Genomic DNA, 14,017 nt, shown 5'->3' with positions numbered 1-14,017 from the left:
TTACATTCAAAAAACAGGCTGTTTTTTTATGCCAGTTTCTTCGCCAGTTTGCGCCCCAGCGTTTCAAGAATATATATCACCGGAATTTGGGTTGTAATATCGTAAACGCCACCAATGCGAATCGGTGATATATGCCAGGAGATATTATAGTCGGCAAGTTTTGCCAGTCGTGAATGCTCATGGCTGGTGATGGAGAGCACCTTACAGCGATGAAGGCTGAACTGACCGGCGAAGCGCAGGATCTCTTCCGTTTCCCCGGAAACGGAAAGCACAATCGCAAGCGCATTTTTGGCCATGTCATTGGTGACGGGGAAATAAGGGTCATCAATATGATTACTGAATTTTCCAACATTTGAGAAAAACCGTGCGCCATACTTTGCTAATGCCCCGGAGGTTCCAGCCCCGACAAAAATAATGCGCTCCGATGCCAGAATAATATCGACGGTGTCATCAATCAGCTTATCAAATTCATCATTATTAATGCTTTTGAAAAAGCTGATCATTTCGCTGGCGGCAACGTTGCTCTGCTGCGTGTCATTCTGTTCCAAATAGAGTTTAAAACGAACCCGAAATTCGGAATAGCCTTCACAGCCCAGTTTGCGGCAGAAGCGCAGCACCGTGGTCGTGGAGACGTCCGCTGCGTCAGCCAGTTCGCGAATTGTCATATACGTGACTTTGTCACGGTTTTTAATGACATACTGGTAGACCATCATCTCAAGATTGTTGAGACTGGCGATAGCGGCGTGGGAGAACAGGCTCACGTTGGCAGGCACTCATCCGGCAAATTCGATACAGGAATCATACCATGACCCCGAACGACATCACTTTTTTTCAGCGCTTTCAGGAAGACATACTGGCCGGGCGTAAAACCATCACCATCCGCGATGCCAGCGAATCACACTTTAAAATCGGGGACGTGCTGCGCGTCGGGCGCTTCGAAGACGACGACTATTTTTGCTCGATTCGGGTAACGGCCACTTCGCAGGTCACGCTGGATACGCTCACGCAGCAGCATGCACAGCAGGAGAATATGACTTTGCCCGAGCTGAAGTCGGTCATTGCAGACATCTACCCCGATCAGCAGCAGTTCTATGTGATTGAATTCGAGCGCATTTGATTTTAAGAAACATCTGTGAGGCGAAAATAGTGGCTAATAAATTGATTTTAAACGGGTTGTAAATGTGTGCGTTTTTATTTTAGCGAACATGTGTTCACTGGAATCATTCTCAGTTAGGCTAGTGAGGCGTTAACGTCTTTTCCCTTTCGGAGTACAGCATGGCTAGCAAACCGCTCATTGCGCAGGGTTATTCACTGGCGGAGGAAATCGCCAACAGCATCAGCCACGGCATCGGGCTGGTGTTCGGAATCGTCGGCCTTGTGCTGCTGCTGGTACAGGCGGTGGATGCCAATGCCAGCGCCACGGCCATCGCCAGCTACAGCCTGTACGGCGGCAGCATGATCCTGCTGTTTCTGGCCTCGACGCTGTACCATGCGGTGCCCCATCAGCGGGCAAAGCTTTGGCTGAAAAAGTTCGATCACTGTGCCATCTATCTGCTGATTGCGGGAACCTACACGCCGTTCCTGCTGGTTGGTCTGGATTCAGCGCTGGCGCGCGGATTAATGATTGTTATCTGGAGCCTGGCGCTGCTCGGCATCCTGTTCAAGCTGACCATTGCACACCGCTTCAAAATTCTGTCGCTGGTAACCTATCTGACTATGGGCTGGCTGTCGCTGATTGTGGTCTATCAGCTGGCGGTGAAGCTGTCGGCGGGGGGCGTGACGCTGCTGGCGGCGGGCGGCGTGGTCTATTCGCTGGGGGTCATTTTCTACGTCTGTAAGCGTATTCCCTACAACCATGCCATCTGGCACGGCTTTGTGCTCGGCGGCAGCGTGTGCCACTTTCTGGCGATTTATCTCTATGTCGGGAAGGTCTGAGCCAAATTCAGGCGAAAAAAATCCCGATCGTCAGCCGTATACGTCCTGACGATCGGGCGGTCAAAGACCATTAACAACACCAGGGGTTAATGCCAGCCGCCATTGGCAGAAGGCATTAATTCGGACACAACTCTCTCAATGACGGGTTAATTCAGTCGATACGTCAGCTGCTCCAGCCTGATTGCAGGCGCCTCACTCAGCGTGCTGAGCACGTAATCCAGCGCGTTATGCACACCCCAGATATCGATGTAGTCATAACGCTCCTGCGTGGCTAATTTCTGCGCGTGCAGTTCACGCAGACGGGCATAGTCATACCACTGACGCACGCTGCCGTGGCGATGGTGCCAGTCGTGGCAGACCAGCGAACCCTGAACAAACAGCATCCGGCAGGGCAGGTGCACAAACAGGTGCATTGCCGCCCATTGGCTCCAGTGTCCCCAGTGCTTAACACTGAAATCAGGCGGACACATCGAACCGCAGAAGCGCGCCAGGCAGTTATTAATGTGGCTGTCACGTACCGATTCGCCTTCCTTGCGTACCAGCCAGACGTGTTCCGTCAGCAGATGCATCAGGGACGCCATCTGGTAGAGCACGATAAAGGGCATCAGCAGAATAAGCAGCGTGCCCAGCGGGCCCGCAAAATAGCCCAGCACGCCAAGCGTGGCGAACCACACAAGGGTCATCATCAGACGGTAAAACGGTACGCCAATAAGGTTGGATTTCACCCGACCATACAAAAACACCAGATGGAATTTCGGGCTTATCAGCGTCAGGAGCAGGCGGGCATACAGCGCTGATTTGCTCTTCCCTGGCGTGAATCCCAGCTGATAGATAGCCGCCAGATCTTTATCCTCGAAGGTAGAAAACTCGCGACCGTGATGCTCATACACGTGGAACTGACGATAGGACTCGTAAGGCTGAACGATAAACAGAGTGGATAACACCTCACACAGCGCTTTATTGACCTTCTGCGATTTATACAGGTGGCCGTGCACGCCGTGATGAATAATGGTCGCCACGATGTAGCGGGCTCCGGAGACGGAAAAAAGTGCACCAGCCAGCCAGCAGAAAATTTGCCCGACGGTATTCTGAACATGCATCACCGAAAGTGTGGTCAGCGCCACGCCAAGTGCCACCCAGCTCAGCGACCACATTACCATTTCCGTTGAGCTGTTTTTCCAGAGAGGTTTTCGCTCCGGCAACTCTTTCCCCGTCAACCACGTCCACACGCCCTGAAAAGGCAGAATTTCATATGAACGCCTGATTTCCGTTGACTGGTGATATCCATTTACTGGACGGCGCATGATCGCTCCTGTTGTGACTTATTGTAAAAAATGGTTAATGAGATAAAACACGGCCAGGCTCAGTATTACTGCGCTGACGATATTGCGGATCAATAACGCAATAATGACGCTGAAAATTGCGCCGAGGAAATAAGGGTTCAGCGGAAACTCGCGCACGACACCGTGGTCCATCAAAATAATCGGCCCGCAAATTGCGGTCAGTAAACAGGGGGCGGAATATTTAAGTGCTTTATTAATGACGCCCGGTATTTTTAGCGGCACGTTTGGTTCGAGAAACACATAACGATTGAAAAAGACGATGGCTGCCAGGGTCAGTATCAGGATCCAGCTCATTGTTTCTCCTTAAAAAGCGCAGAGATAGCCACGGAAGAGAACATCCCCGTGAGGCCCGCCAGCACGATTGCACCTTCAACCTGGTAATAGCTCAGAGCCATCGAGAGCACGAGCGAAAGGGCGACGCCTGCCAGCGTGCTGATTTTTTTGATCATCGGCACCACGATGGTAATAAAGGTGGCGACAATGGAATAATCGAGATGATATTTATCGAGGTCAGGCACTGACGATGCCATAACGATGCCGATCAGGCTGAAGATATTCCACGATAAATAGAAGGTCAGCCCGGCGCCAATCATATATCCCGGCGTTAATTCCGTGCGTTTGTCTTTGGTTTCACTCAGCGCGAATAATTCATCGGTCAGCAAAAAACCAATCGGCAGACGCAGTTTTGTTTTCAGGCAGGAGACAAACTCCCGCAGCGTCAGGCCATAAATAAAATGCTGCGAGGTAATAAAAAAAACTGACACGATAATGGTTAACAGGCTGGCTCCGGTCATGGTCAGCCCCAGCGTGACCAGCTGCGCGGCACCGGCGAAGATAATCGCCGACATACCCACACTCTGCCAGAAGCTCAGGCCTGCCTGGATAGCCATTGAGCCTGCGAGGATCCCCCACGGAATGACGGAAACGCACAGTGGTAGCATTTCTATTGCGCCCCGCATGAAAGACGAGCGAGGGGGACTTTGCAGCTCATTGTACGAGCTGGACTCAATGATGGCTTTTCTCATGAATTACGCTAACGGGCTGTGACGAACATGCCGTTAACGCTACAGGTACATCAGGATGCTGTATTGAATGTTATTGCTTGGGCTCAGGCCTTGATAAATTCGCCTGGCGTCAGCCCGATAGAGTTTTTGAAATGGCGGTGGAAATGGCTTTGATCGGTAAATCCACACAGGATAGACGTTTCAAGAATGGTCAGGCCCTGGCGCAGCAGCGTGCGAGCTTTCCGCAGCCTGGCCTGTACCAGATAGGCGTGGGGCGTCATTCCCGTGAAGAGTTTGAACTGGCGCAGAAAATGCCAGTGGCTGAGCCCGGCCAGTTCTGCAAGCCGGGTGAGGGTATGATCTTCTTCAGGGCAGCTGTCGATAAAATCTTTTGCCCGCAGAATACGCTGGGTTGCGGCAGGCAGTTCGGCAGGGGGCTTACGGGTGCGGCTATAACGGACGCTGAGAAGAGTGAGGGAAGAGAGTAGCAGCGTCTCTTTAAGCAGATTATTGCCCTCTTTATCGAGCATGCTGAAGGTCAGTAATAGCTGCTCCGAAAGCCCGGGATCGTGGATAACGGCATCCGGGAACCAGGGCACAAAGTCTCTGCCGTCCGGCACCTGACGCAGAATGTTGTTCAGCATATCCGGGTGGGGGTAAATCGCGCGGTAGGCCCAGCCATGCTCCAGCTCGGAGCTGCCGGTGTGAACATCGTCGGCGTTGACGATGATGATATCCCCACGCGGGGCTACGTGCTCTGCGCCAGAGCGGTAAAAACGCTGCGCGCCCTGGTCGATGACGCCGATGCAGAAGGTGTCATGCACGTGGCGGGCGAAACGCTGCTTGTAATAGCGGGCCTGAAGCATATCGAGGCCACCAAGGGCATCCACGCGGTGGAAGTGGGTCTGTTCTTTGATCTCTGGTTTCATTCCCTCCCTCCACTTTTGCTTTGTATAAAATTGCTGTCGCCCGGTCGAAATTTTCCGGGCGACGGGCCCATTACGCTTCTTCGAGTGAATATGGCAGCGGCTCGATATGCAGTGTGCCGGTATCTTCCCGTACGCGGAACACGCTGTCGGGTTCCATATCGTTGTTCATTACGGCCTGAACGCGCACGCTGCCGTCATCCAGCTGCACGGCGGCGAGCACGGTGCCGGTCCGGCGCCAGTTTTCACCCATTTGCAGTTCAAGATCTTCGCCCGCTTCCGGCACGCGGCTGGCGCTGCCTGCCAACGACCAAAGGGCACGCTTGTTCGCGCCGCGGAATTTGGCACGAGCCACCATCTCCTGGCCGGTGTAGCAGCCTTTTTTGAAGCTGATACCGCCGAGCGCCTGAATATTGGTGGCCTGAGGAATAAACTGAGCACTATTCACCGTGTCGATCACCGGCAGGCCAGCTTCAATATTGAGGGCCAGCCACTGCTGGCTGTTATTCAGCGCGGCTTCACCGTGAAGCTTTTCCGTCACGCGTTGAGCAGTTTCTTCGCTGACAACCAGCAGAAAGCGCTCGGCAGGATGTTCGAACCACAGCAGGGCGCTGTCACCGTCACGCACGGCCTGATTTTCGCCATCCGGCAGCGTGGTGAAGATATTTGCGAGCGCAGCGCGTGCCTGGAACCCCGCCACGCCAAGTAATACGCGGTTGTCATCCGGCGCAATGGTCACTTTGGCAAAGATCGCATACTTTTTTAATTCAGTCAGTTGCGCGTCACGGACGTTTCGGCGCTCAATCCACGCAAAGCCTTCCGGTTCACAGAACAGACGCAGATTGCTCCACATCTTGCCTTTGGCATCGCAGTGCGCCGCCAGTAAATGCTGGTGGTCTGTCATTTGTGCGACGTCCGCCGTTACCTGGCCTTGCAGATAGGTTTCGCTGTCTTTACCGGTAATGGTCGCCAGCGCCCAGTCATCGAGGGTCATCAGCGTTAGCGGCAGACGGGCAGAAGAAGAGGGCTGACGTGGAGGAAAAGGAGTAAAAGCCATGGTCATGTCCTGAATAGCTTAACGCAGTGTTAATGACTAATGGTAAAAGAGCTATAGCGCAATGCAAGCGCTTTCCGAAGCCCATTTGTGCCATTATTCTGTTTTACGAGGCGGCGCGTAAAATAATGCAATGCCCTGCATTTAATATGGATTTTCTCTGGGCTCGCGCCGCAATAAACAATATTCCTGTAAAGTAAGTGAAAAAAACGCGTTAAACTACTCAATATCGACAGTCAGGAAGGACAACATGGACATTAACAATAAAGCCCGTATTCATTGGGCGTGCCGTCGGGGAATGCGTGAACTCGATATCTCCATCATGCCGTTTTTTGAGTATGAGTACGATGCGCTGAGCGACAGCGACAAAGCGCTGTTTATTCGCCTTCTCGAGAATGATGACCCGGATCTGTTCAACTGGCTGATGAATCACGGTAAGCCAGCGGATGCCGAACTCCAACGGATGGTGCAACTTATTCAGACACGGAATCGGGAACGTGGTCCTGTGGCAATCTGATTTACGCGTCTCATGGCGCGCGCAGTGGGTCTCTTTATTACTCCACGGTCTGGTGGCGGCTTTTATTTTGCTGATGCCCTGGCCGTTGAGTTATACCCCTTTGTGGCTTCTGCTGCTTTCGTTAGTCGTTTTTGACTGCGTCCGTAGTCAGCGGAGAATTAACGCAAGCCAGGGTGAGTTCAAACTGCTGATGGACGCCCGCGTGCGCTGGCAGAATCAGGAATGGGATCTCTCTGGTACGCCCTGGGTGCTTAATAGCGGCATGATGCTGCGTTTACGTCGGGTCGACGGACGCAAGAGAATCCACCTGTGGCTGGCGGCAGACAGCATGGATGCCGGAGAGTGGCGGGATTTACGGCGGACCATTCTGCAACAGCCCGCGCAGCAATAACGTCGGTATCAGGAAAACTGTTCGGCCATTTCGCCGAGGATCTGCTCGCACCAGGCCTGCAGGCGTTCATCGCTCAGGTCATATTGGTTGGTTTCATCCAGGGCAAGGCCGACGAACAGCTGGCCCTCTGCAATCACCGGTTTCGGGCTGGTGAACTCATACCCTTCCGTCGGCCAGTAGCCGATAAACTTCACGGCCTTGCTGGCGAGTTTGTCATGCAGCATGCCGAGTGCGTCCAGGAACCATTCGCCGTAGCCTAACTGGTCGCCCATGCCGTACAGCGCCACGATTTTACCGTCGAGATTCAGGTTATCCAGCTCTGGCCAGATGGCTTCCCAGTCTTCCTGGATCTCACCAAAATCCCAGGTTGGAATGCCAAGGATGAGGACATCGTACTGCGCCATCAACTGCGGCGAATCGTCTTTCAGGTTGTGCAACGTCACCAGCTCTGCGCCGATAATGTCACGGATTTTCTCCGCCGCCATTTCGGTGTAACAGGTACTGGAACCGTAAAACAGGCCAATTTTCATCGCGAAAACTCTCAGTGCTTGCTATGACTTTGCGCTAGTGTATCAGAAAGGCGTTGCCTTAAGGCATAATGAGCCCGTTGGCTGGCCCCGGGAGGCACATATGGAAAAGGATCTCGTCCAAATTGAACAGTTTCTCGATGCGCTATGGCTGGAGAAAAATCTCGCCGAAAACACGCTGAGCGCCTACCGCCGTGATTTGACAATGGTTGCTGAGTGGCTCAATAAACAGGGGCTGAACAGCGAAACGGTACAGTATACCGATCTGCAACTTCTGCTGGCGGAGCGTGTCGAAGGGGGCTACAAGGCAACCAGTTCGGCCCGCCTGTTGAGCGCCATGCGCCGCTTCTTTCAGCATCTGTACCGTGAAAAAGTGCGCCCGGACGACCCCAGTGCGCAGCTGGCCTCGCCGAAGCTGCCGCAGCGCTTGCCCAAAGATCTGAGCGAAGCGCAGGTGGAGCGATTATTACAGGCACCGTTGGTTGAGCAGCCGCTGGAGCTGCGTGATAAAGCGATGCTCGAAGTGCTTTACGCCACCGGGCTTCGTGTGACGGAGCTGGTGGGGCTGACGATGAGCGACATCAGCCTGCGTCAGGGCGTGGTGCGCGTCATCGGCAAAGGCAACAAAGAACGGCTGGTGCCGCTCGGTGAAGAAGCGGTGTACTGGCTGGAGAATTACCTGGAACATGGTCGGCCCTGGCTGCTTAACGGCGTGTCGATAGACGTGCTCTTTCCGAGCCAGCGCGCGCAGCAGATGACGCGGCAGACGTTCTGGCATCGCATCAAGCATTATGCGGTGCTCGCCGGAATAGACAGCGAGAAGCTCTCGCCGCACGTGCTGCGACACGCTTTCGCCACGCATTTATTGAACCACGGCGCGGATTTGCGCGTGGTGCAGATGCTGCTGGGGCACAGCGATCTTTCTACAACCCAGATTTATACGCACGTTGCTACGGAGCGGCTGCGGCAACTTCATCAACAGCATCACCCTCGCGCGTGAGCTGAAAACGAAACGGACAGGAAAGGTTATGAAAAAAGGTTTAGCAATGTTCTCTCTGCTGGCGGCTGCACTTTGCGGTAGCGCTCATGCTGACGATGCAGCGATCCAACAGTCGCTGGCAAAACTGGGCGTGCAGAGCACGGACATTCAGACGTCCCCGGTTGCGGGCATGAAAACGGTGCTGACCAACAGCGGCGTGCTCTACGTGACCGAAGACGGGAAGCACATCATCCAGGGGCCAATGTACGACGTTAGCGGCGCAAGCCCGGTCAACGTGACCAACAAGCTGCTGATGGGCAAGCTGAACGCGCTGGAAAAAGAGATGATTATCTACAAGGCACCGCAGGAAAAACACGTCATCACCGTGTTCACCGACATCACCTGCGGCTACTGCCACAAGCTGCATGAAGAAATGAAAGATTACAACGCGCTGGGCATCACCGTGCGTTACCTGGCCTTCCCGCGTGCGGGCGTTCAGAGCCAACCTGAGCAGGATATGAAAGCCATCTGGTGTGCGAAAGATCGCAACAAAGCCTTTGACGACGCGATGAACGGCAAAGGCGTTCAGCCTGCCAGCTGCGATATCAACATCGCGAATCACTATGCGCTGGGCGTGCAGTTTGGCGTGAACGGCACCCCGGCTATCGTCCTGAACGACGGCTACGTGGTTCCGGGCTATCAGGGGCCGAAAGAGATGAAGGCCTTCCTCGATGAGCACCAGAAACAGACCAGCGGTAAATAATCGGCGTGAAACAGCAGATACAACTTCGTCGCCGGGAGCCTGATCTCTCGGCGCAGCTGCCCGCGGATCTTCCGCCGCTACTTCAGCGGCTCTACGCCAGCCGTGGCGTGCTGAGCGCGGCCGACCTGGAGCGCAGCGTCAAAGGGATGCTGCCGTGGCAGCAGCTTAGCGGCGTGGAACAGGCCGTGGAAATCCTTCACAACGCATTTCGTGAAGGATTGCGCATCGTGGTGGTGGGCGACTTTGACGCCGATGGCGCAACCAGCACCGCGCTCAGCGTGCTGGGTTTGCGTCAGCTGGGCTGCAGCAACGTCACCTATCTGGTGCCGAACCGCTTTGAAGACGGCTATGGGCTCAGTCCGGAAGTGGTCGATCAGGCCCACGCTCGCGGGGCACAGCTCATCATGACCGTCGACAACGGTATTTCTTCTCATGCTGGCGTCGAACGAGCCCATGCGCTTGGCATTCCCGTGCTGGTCACCGATCATCACCTGCCTGGCGATACGCTGCCCGCAGCAGAAGCCATCATCAACCCGAACCTGCGCGACTGCGACTTCCCGTCAAAATCGCTGGCGGGCGTCGGCGTTGCTTTTTATCTGATGCTGGCGCTGCGCACTCATCTGCGCGACAAGGGCTGGTTTGATGCGCAGGGTATTGCTGTTCCGAACCTCGCTGAGCTGCTGGATCTGGTAGCGCTGGGGACCGTGGCGGACGTGGTGCCGCTGGATGCCAACAACCGCATCCTGACGTGGCAAGGCCTGAGCCGTATCCGTGCCGGGAAGTGTCGGCCAGGTATTAAGGCGCTGCTGGAAGTCTCTAACCGCGATGCGCAGAAGCTGGCGGCAAGCGATCTGGGCTTTGCGCTTGGCCCGCGCCTGAACGCTGCCGGTCGCCTGGACGATATGTCCGTTGGCGTGGCGCTGCTGCTGAGCGACAACCTCGGCGAAGCGCGGCAGTTAGCTAACGAACTGGATGCGCTGAACCAGACCCGCAAAGAGATTGAACAGGGCATGCAGGCGGAAGCGTTGACGCTCTGCGAGAAGCTCGAGCGCAGCAGCGAAGCGCTGCCAGGTGGCCTGGCGATGTATCATCCCGAGTGGCATCAGGGCGTGGTGGGTATTCTGGCCTCGCGTATTAAAGAGCGTTTCCATCGCCCGGTGATTGCGTTTGCCCCTGCGGGCGACGGCACGCTGAAAGGCTCCGGTCGTTCGATTCAGGGCCTGCATATGCGTGATGCGCTGGAAAGGCTCGACACGCTGTACCCCGGCATGATGATCAAGTTCGGCGGCCACGCGATGGCGGCAGGTTTGTCGCTGGAAGAGGCGCAGTTTGAAGCATTCCAGCAGCGTTTCGGCGAGCTGGTGACCGAATGGCTGGATCCTGCATTATTGCAGGGTGAGGTCGTATCCGATGGCCTGCTTTCACCGTCAGAGATGACAATGGAAACCGCGCAAATGCTGCGGGACGCCGGGCCATGGGGGCAAATGTTCCCTGAGCCGCTGTTTGACGGTCGTTTTAAGCTGCTGCAACAGCGCCTGGTGGGCGAGCGGCATTTGAAGGTGATGGTGGAACCGGTTGGTGGCGGTCCGCTGCTGGACGGTATAGCGTTTAACGTTGATACCACCTGCTGGCCGGACAACGGCGTACGCGAAGTGGAACTGGCCTACAAACTGGACATCAACGAGTTTCGCGGAAACCGCAGCCTGCAGCTAATCATCGACAATATCTGGCCAATTTAGCGTCAGTATTCCCTATAAAAAAGGGCGGAGATCCGTTAAAATCCCGCTCTTATCACCGCATTTTGACAAGCCCAGAAAAAGATAATCGACCATGTTTGAAATTAATCCGGTAAAAAATCGCATTCAGGACCTCACGGAGCGCTCCGACGTTCTTAGGGGGTATCTTTGACTATGATGCCAAGAAAGAGCGTCTGGAAGAAGTAAACGCCGAGCTGGAACAGCCGGACGTCTGGAACGAACCCGAGCGCGCACAGGCGCTGGGCAAAGAGCGTTCTGCGCTCGAAGCCATCGTCGATACGCTCGACCAGATGGCCCAGGGTCTGGAAGATGTTTCCGGCCTGCTGGAACTGGCCGTTGAAGCCGACGACGAAGAAACCTTCAACGAAGCCGTTGCCGAACTGGACGTGCTTGACGAGAAACTGGCTCAGCTGGAGTTCCGTCGCATGTTCTCCGGCGAGTACGACAACGCCGATTGCTACCTGGATATCCAGGCAGGCTCCGGCGGTACTGAAGCGCAGGACTGGGCCAGCATGCTGATGCGTATGTATCTGCGCTGGGCAGAAGCTCGCGGTTTCAAAACTGAAATTATCGAAGAGTCCGAAGGCGAAGTCGCAGGGATTAAATCCGTGACGATCCGCATTCAGGGCGAATATGCCTTTGGCTGGTTACGTACCGAAACTGGCGTTCACCGTCTGGTGCGTAAGAGTCCGTTCGACTCCGGCGGTCGCCGTCATACGTCCTTCAGCTCCGCTTTTGTTTACCCAGAAGTGGATGACGATATCGACATCGAAATTAACCCGGCAGATCTGCGTATCGACGTGTACCGCGCCTCCGGTGCCGGTGGTCAGCACGTTAACCGTACAGAATCTGCGGTACGTATTACTCACATTCCGACCAACACCGTTACTCAGTGCCAGAACGACCGTTCGCAGCATAAGAACAAAGATCAGGCGATGAAGCAGATGAAAGCTAAGCTGTACGAGCTGGAAATGCAGAAGAAAAATGCTGAGAAGCAGGCGGCGGAAGAAAACAAATCGGATATCGGCTGGGGCAGCCAGATTCGTTCATACGTCCTGGACGATTCCCGTATCAAGGATCTGCGCACCGGGGTTGAAACCCGCAACACGCAGGCAGTACTGGACGGCAGCCTGGACCAGTTTATCGAAGCAAGTTTGAAAGCAGGGTTATGAGGAACCAAAATGTCTGAACAACAAGCACCGGGTGCTGACGAAGTCGTCGATCTTAATAACGAACTGAAATCTCGTCGTGAGAAGCTTGTCGCGCTGCGTGAGCAGGGCATCGCTTTCCCGAACGATTTCCGTCGCGATCATACCTCCGACCAGCTGCATGCCGAATTTGGCGCGAAAGAAAATGAAGAGCTCGAAGCGCTGAACGTTGAAGTCACCGTGGCTGGCCGTATGATGACCCGTCGTATCATGGGTAAAGCCTCTTTCGTGACGCTGCAGGACGTTGGCGGCCGCATTCAGCTGTACGTTGCCCGTGACGATCTGCCGGAAGGCGTTTATAACGAGCAGTTCAAGAAATGGGACCTCGGCGATATCCTCGGCGCAAAAGGGAAGCTGTTCAAAACCAAGACCGGCGAACTCTCTATCCACTGCACCGAACTGCGTCTGCTGACCAAAGCCCTGCGCCCGCTGCCGGACAAATATCACGGCCTGCAGGATCAGGAAGCGCGCTACCGTCAGCGTTACCTCGATCTCATCTCTAACGATGAGTCCCGCAAAACCTTCCTGGTGCGTTCCCAGATCCTCGCCGGTATCCGCCAGTTCATGGTTGGCCGCGACTTTATGGAAGTGGAAACCCCAATGATGCAGGTGATCCCGGGTGGCGCATCAGCGCGTCCGTTCATCACTCATCATAACGCGCTGGATCTCGACATGTACCTGCGTATCGCGCCGGAACTGTACCTGAAGCGTCTGGTGGTCGGTGGCTTCGAACGTGTGTTCGAAATCAACCGTAACTTCCGTAACGAAGGTATCTCCGTTCGCCATAACCCTGAGTTCACCATGATGGAACTCTATATGGCGTATGCGGATTACAAAGATCTGATCGAACTGACCGAATCCCTGTTCCGTACCCTGGCGCAGAACATTCTCGGCAAAACCGAAGTGCCTTACGGCGAACAGACGTTTGACTTCGGTAAGCCGTTTGAGAAGCTCACCATGCGCGAGGCGATCAAAAAGTATCGTCCTGAAACCAACATGGCGGATCTGGACAACTTCGACGCAGCGAAAGCTATTGCCGCTGAGATTGGTATCAAGGTTGAGAAGAGCTGGGGTCTGGGCCGTACCGTGACCGAGATCTTCGAAGAAGTGGCGGAAGCGCACCTGATTCAGCCAACCTTCATCACCGAATACCCGGCAGAAGTGTCTCCGCTGGCGCGTCGTAATGACGAGAACCCGGAAATCACTGACCGCTTCGAATTCTTCATCGGTGGCCGTGAAATCGGCAACGGCTTCAGCGAGCTGAACGATGCAGAAGACCAGGCGCAGCGCTTCCAGGATCAGGTTGACGCGAAAGCGGCTGGCGATGACGAAGCGATGTTCTTTGACGAAGACTACGTCACCGCGCTGGAGCACGGCCTGCCACCAACGGCGGGTCTGGGCATCGGTATCGACCGTATGGTTATGCTGTTCACCAACAGCCACACCATCCGCGACGTGATCCTGTTCCCGGCAATGCGCCCGACGAAGTAAGTCATCTCGCATAACGAAAGCCCGGCTAGCACTCGCTGCCGGGCTTTTTTTATGAGCGTGACAGCCCCAATGCACAGTTAAAGCATGCTAAACATTGGCATAGCGGGCAGGGCTGGTATCAT

General features: G+C 54.9%; 16 protein-coding genes. 9 read left to right on the top strand and 7 right to left on the bottom strand.

Translation table 11 applies throughout. The annotated features are described in order from the left end of the window. Positions 1–26: 26 nt before the first annotated feature. Positions 27–755 (bottom strand): MurR/RpiR family transcriptional regulator, encoded by a 729-nt coding sequence (locus tag CRO87_RS06150; protein WP_097162279.1) that lies wholly within the window; start codon positions 753–755, stop codon positions 27–29. 50 nt (positions 756–805) lie between these two features. Between CRO87_RS06150 and yqfB the strand changes: the two genes are divergently transcribed. Further along, the gene (gene yqfB / locus CRO87_RS06145) at positions 806–1,117 is read left to right on the top strand and encodes a N(4)-acetylcytidine aminohydrolase (RefSeq protein WP_097162056.1); all 312 of its coding nucleotides are present in this window, start codon (positions 806–808) and stop codon (positions 1,115–1,117) included. 158 nt (positions 1,118–1,275) lie between these two features. Next, entirely contained in the window at positions 1,276–1,935 is a 660-nt protein-coding gene (locus CRO87_RS06140) for a hemolysin III family protein (protein WP_097162055.1), read from the top strand. Positions 1,936–2,081: 146 nt separating this feature from the next. Here the strand turns inward: CRO87_RS06140 and CRO87_RS06135 are convergent, their stop codons facing one another. The 5 genes from CRO87_RS06135 to ygfZ all read right to left on the bottom strand — a co-directional run bounded on the left by CRO87_RS06135 (position 2,082) and on the right by ygfZ (position 6,265). After that, on the bottom strand, positions 2,082–3,239 hold the full coding sequence (locus tag CRO87_RS06135) for a hypothetical protein (protein WP_217992663.1): 1,158 nt from the start codon (positions 3,237–3,239) through the stop codon (positions 2,082–2,084). An 18-nt stretch (positions 3,240–3,257) separates the two neighbouring features. Next, on the bottom strand, positions 3,258–3,572 hold the full coding sequence (locus CRO87_RS06130) for an AzlD domain-containing protein (protein ID WP_097162054.1): 315 nt from the start codon (positions 3,570–3,572) through the stop codon (positions 3,258–3,260). Then, complete coding sequence (locus tag CRO87_RS06125; protein WP_097162053.1) at positions 3,569–4,237, bottom strand: AzlC family ABC transporter permease; 669 nt, start codon at positions 4,235–4,237, stop codon at positions 3,569–3,571. The genes CRO87_RS06130 and CRO87_RS06125 overlap by 4 nt, the downstream gene beginning before the upstream one ends. Positions 4,238–4,386: 149 nt before the next feature. Continuing rightward, positions 4,387–5,211, bottom strand: coding sequence for an AraC family transcriptional regulator (locus CRO87_RS06120; protein ID WP_097162052.1), 825 nt, complete (start codon positions 5,209–5,211; stop codon positions 4,387–4,389). Between the two features lie 70 nt (positions 5,212–5,281). Continuing rightward, positions 5,282–6,265 carry a tRNA-modifying protein YgfZ gene (gene ygfZ, locus CRO87_RS06115; RefSeq protein ID WP_097162051.1) on the bottom strand — a complete coding sequence of 328 codons (984 nt, stop codon included), beginning with the start codon at positions 6,263–6,265 and terminating at the stop codon, positions 5,282–5,284. A gap of 247 nt (positions 6,266–6,512) precedes the next feature. Here ygfZ and sdhE point away from each other — a divergent pair, with 247 nt between their 5' ends. Both sdhE and CRO87_RS06105 read left to right on the top strand, forming a co-directional pair. Further along, on the top strand, positions 6,513–6,779 hold the full coding sequence (sdhE, locus tag CRO87_RS06110) for an FAD assembly factor SdhE (RefSeq protein WP_097162050.1): 267 nt from the start codon (positions 6,513–6,515) through the stop codon (positions 6,777–6,779). Beyond that, entirely contained in the window at positions 6,760–7,170 is a 411-nt protein-coding gene (locus CRO87_RS06105; RefSeq protein WP_097162049.1) for a protein YgfX, read from the top strand. Before sdhE ends, CRO87_RS06105 begins: the two co-directional genes overlap by 20 nt. An 8-nt stretch (positions 7,171–7,178) precedes the next feature. On the opposite strand, the gene fldB is transcribed toward CRO87_RS06105, so the two are convergent. Then, positions 7,179–7,700, bottom strand: coding sequence for a flavodoxin FldB (gene fldB, locus CRO87_RS06100; RefSeq protein WP_097162048.1), 522 nt, complete (start codon positions 7,698–7,700; stop codon positions 7,179–7,181). Positions 7,701–7,800: 100 nt separating this feature from the next. Between fldB and xerD the strand changes: the two genes are divergently transcribed. The 5 genes from xerD (at position 7,801) to lysS (ending at position 13,895) form a co-directional block, all read left to right on the top strand. Continuing rightward, complete coding sequence (xerD, locus tag CRO87_RS06095) at positions 7,801–8,697, top strand: site-specific tyrosine recombinase XerD (RefSeq protein WP_097162047.1); 897 nt, start codon at positions 7,801–7,803, stop codon at positions 8,695–8,697. 28 nt (positions 8,698–8,725) lie between these two features. Next, positions 8,726–9,439, top strand: coding sequence for a bifunctional protein-disulfide isomerase/oxidoreductase DsbC (dsbC, locus tag CRO87_RS06090; RefSeq protein WP_097162046.1), 714 nt, complete (start codon positions 8,726–8,728; stop codon positions 9,437–9,439). A 5-nt stretch (positions 9,440–9,444) separates the two neighbouring features. Then, positions 9,445–11,178 (top strand): single-stranded-DNA-specific exonuclease RecJ, encoded by a 1,734-nt coding sequence (gene recJ, locus CRO87_RS06085; RefSeq protein ID WP_097162045.1) that lies wholly within the window; start codon positions 9,445–9,447, stop codon positions 11,176–11,178. A 91-nt stretch (positions 11,179–11,269) separates the two neighbouring features. After that, a protein-coding gene (prfB, locus tag CRO87_RS06080; RefSeq protein WP_097162044.1) for a peptide chain release factor 2 occupies positions 11,270–12,368 on the top strand; the annotation gives its coding sequence in 2 pieces (ribosomal slippage) (positions 11,270–11,344 and positions 11,346–12,368; 1,098 coding nt in all). Between the two features lie 9 nt (positions 12,369–12,377). Further along, a complete protein-coding gene (lysS, locus tag CRO87_RS06075; RefSeq protein ID WP_097162043.1) occupies positions 12,378–13,895 on the top strand; it encodes a lysine--tRNA ligase in 1,518 nt (505 codons plus the stop codon). The last annotated feature ends 122 nt before the right edge of the window (positions 13,896–14,017 follow it).

Source organism: Enterobacter sp. CC120223-11, assembly GCF_900215375.1.
Taxonomy (GTDB): domain Bacteria; phylum Pseudomonadota; class Gammaproteobacteria; order Enterobacterales; family Enterobacteriaceae; genus Scandinavium.
The sequence above is the reverse complement of the archived record's forward strand: the minus strand, read 5'-3'. Positions and strand labels throughout refer to the sequence as shown.

Excerpts from the sequence above, each read along its gene's own strand:
- lysS (WP_097162043.1), top strand. The coding sequence starts at position 12,378 with ATGTCTGAACAACAAGCACCGGGTGCTGACGAAGTCGTCGATCTTAAT.
- fldB (WP_097162048.1), bottom strand. The coding sequence starts at position 7,700 with ATGAAAATTGGCCTGTTTTACGGTTCCAGTACCTGTTACACCGAAATG.
- ygfZ (WP_097162051.1), bottom strand. The coding sequence starts at position 6,265 with ATGGCTTTTACTCCTTTTCCTCCACGTCAGCCCTCTTCTTCTGCCCGT.
- CRO87_RS06135 (WP_217992663.1), bottom strand. The coding sequence starts at position 3,239 with ATGCGCCGTCCAGTAAATGGATATCACCAGTCAACGGAAATCAGGCGT.
- dsbC (WP_097162046.1), top strand. The coding sequence starts at position 8,726 with ATGAAAAAAGGTTTAGCAATGTTCTCTCTGCTGGCGGCTGCACTTTGC.
- sdhE (WP_097162050.1), top strand. The coding sequence starts at position 6,513 with ATGGACATTAACAATAAAGCCCGTATTCATTGGGCGTGCCGTCGGGGA.
- CRO87_RS06130 (WP_097162054.1), bottom strand. The coding sequence starts at position 3,572 with ATGAGCTGGATCCTGATACTGACCCTGGCAGCCATCGTCTTTTTCAAT.
- yqfB (WP_097162056.1), top strand. The coding sequence starts at position 806 with ATGACCCCGAACGACATCACTTTTTTTCAGCGCTTTCAGGAAGACATA.
- CRO87_RS06125 (WP_097162053.1), bottom strand. The coding sequence starts at position 4,237 with ATGCGGGGCGCAATAGAAATGCTACCACTGTGCGTTTCCGTCATTCCG.
- xerD (WP_097162047.1), top strand. The coding sequence starts at position 7,801 with ATGGAAAAGGATCTCGTCCAAATTGAACAGTTTCTCGATGCGCTATGG.
- CRO87_RS06120 (WP_097162052.1), bottom strand. The coding sequence starts at position 5,211 with ATGAAACCAGAGATCAAAGAACAGACCCACTTCCACCGCGTGGATGCC.
- CRO87_RS06140 (WP_097162055.1), top strand. The coding sequence starts at position 1,276 with ATGGCTAGCAAACCGCTCATTGCGCAGGGTTATTCACTGGCGGAGGAA.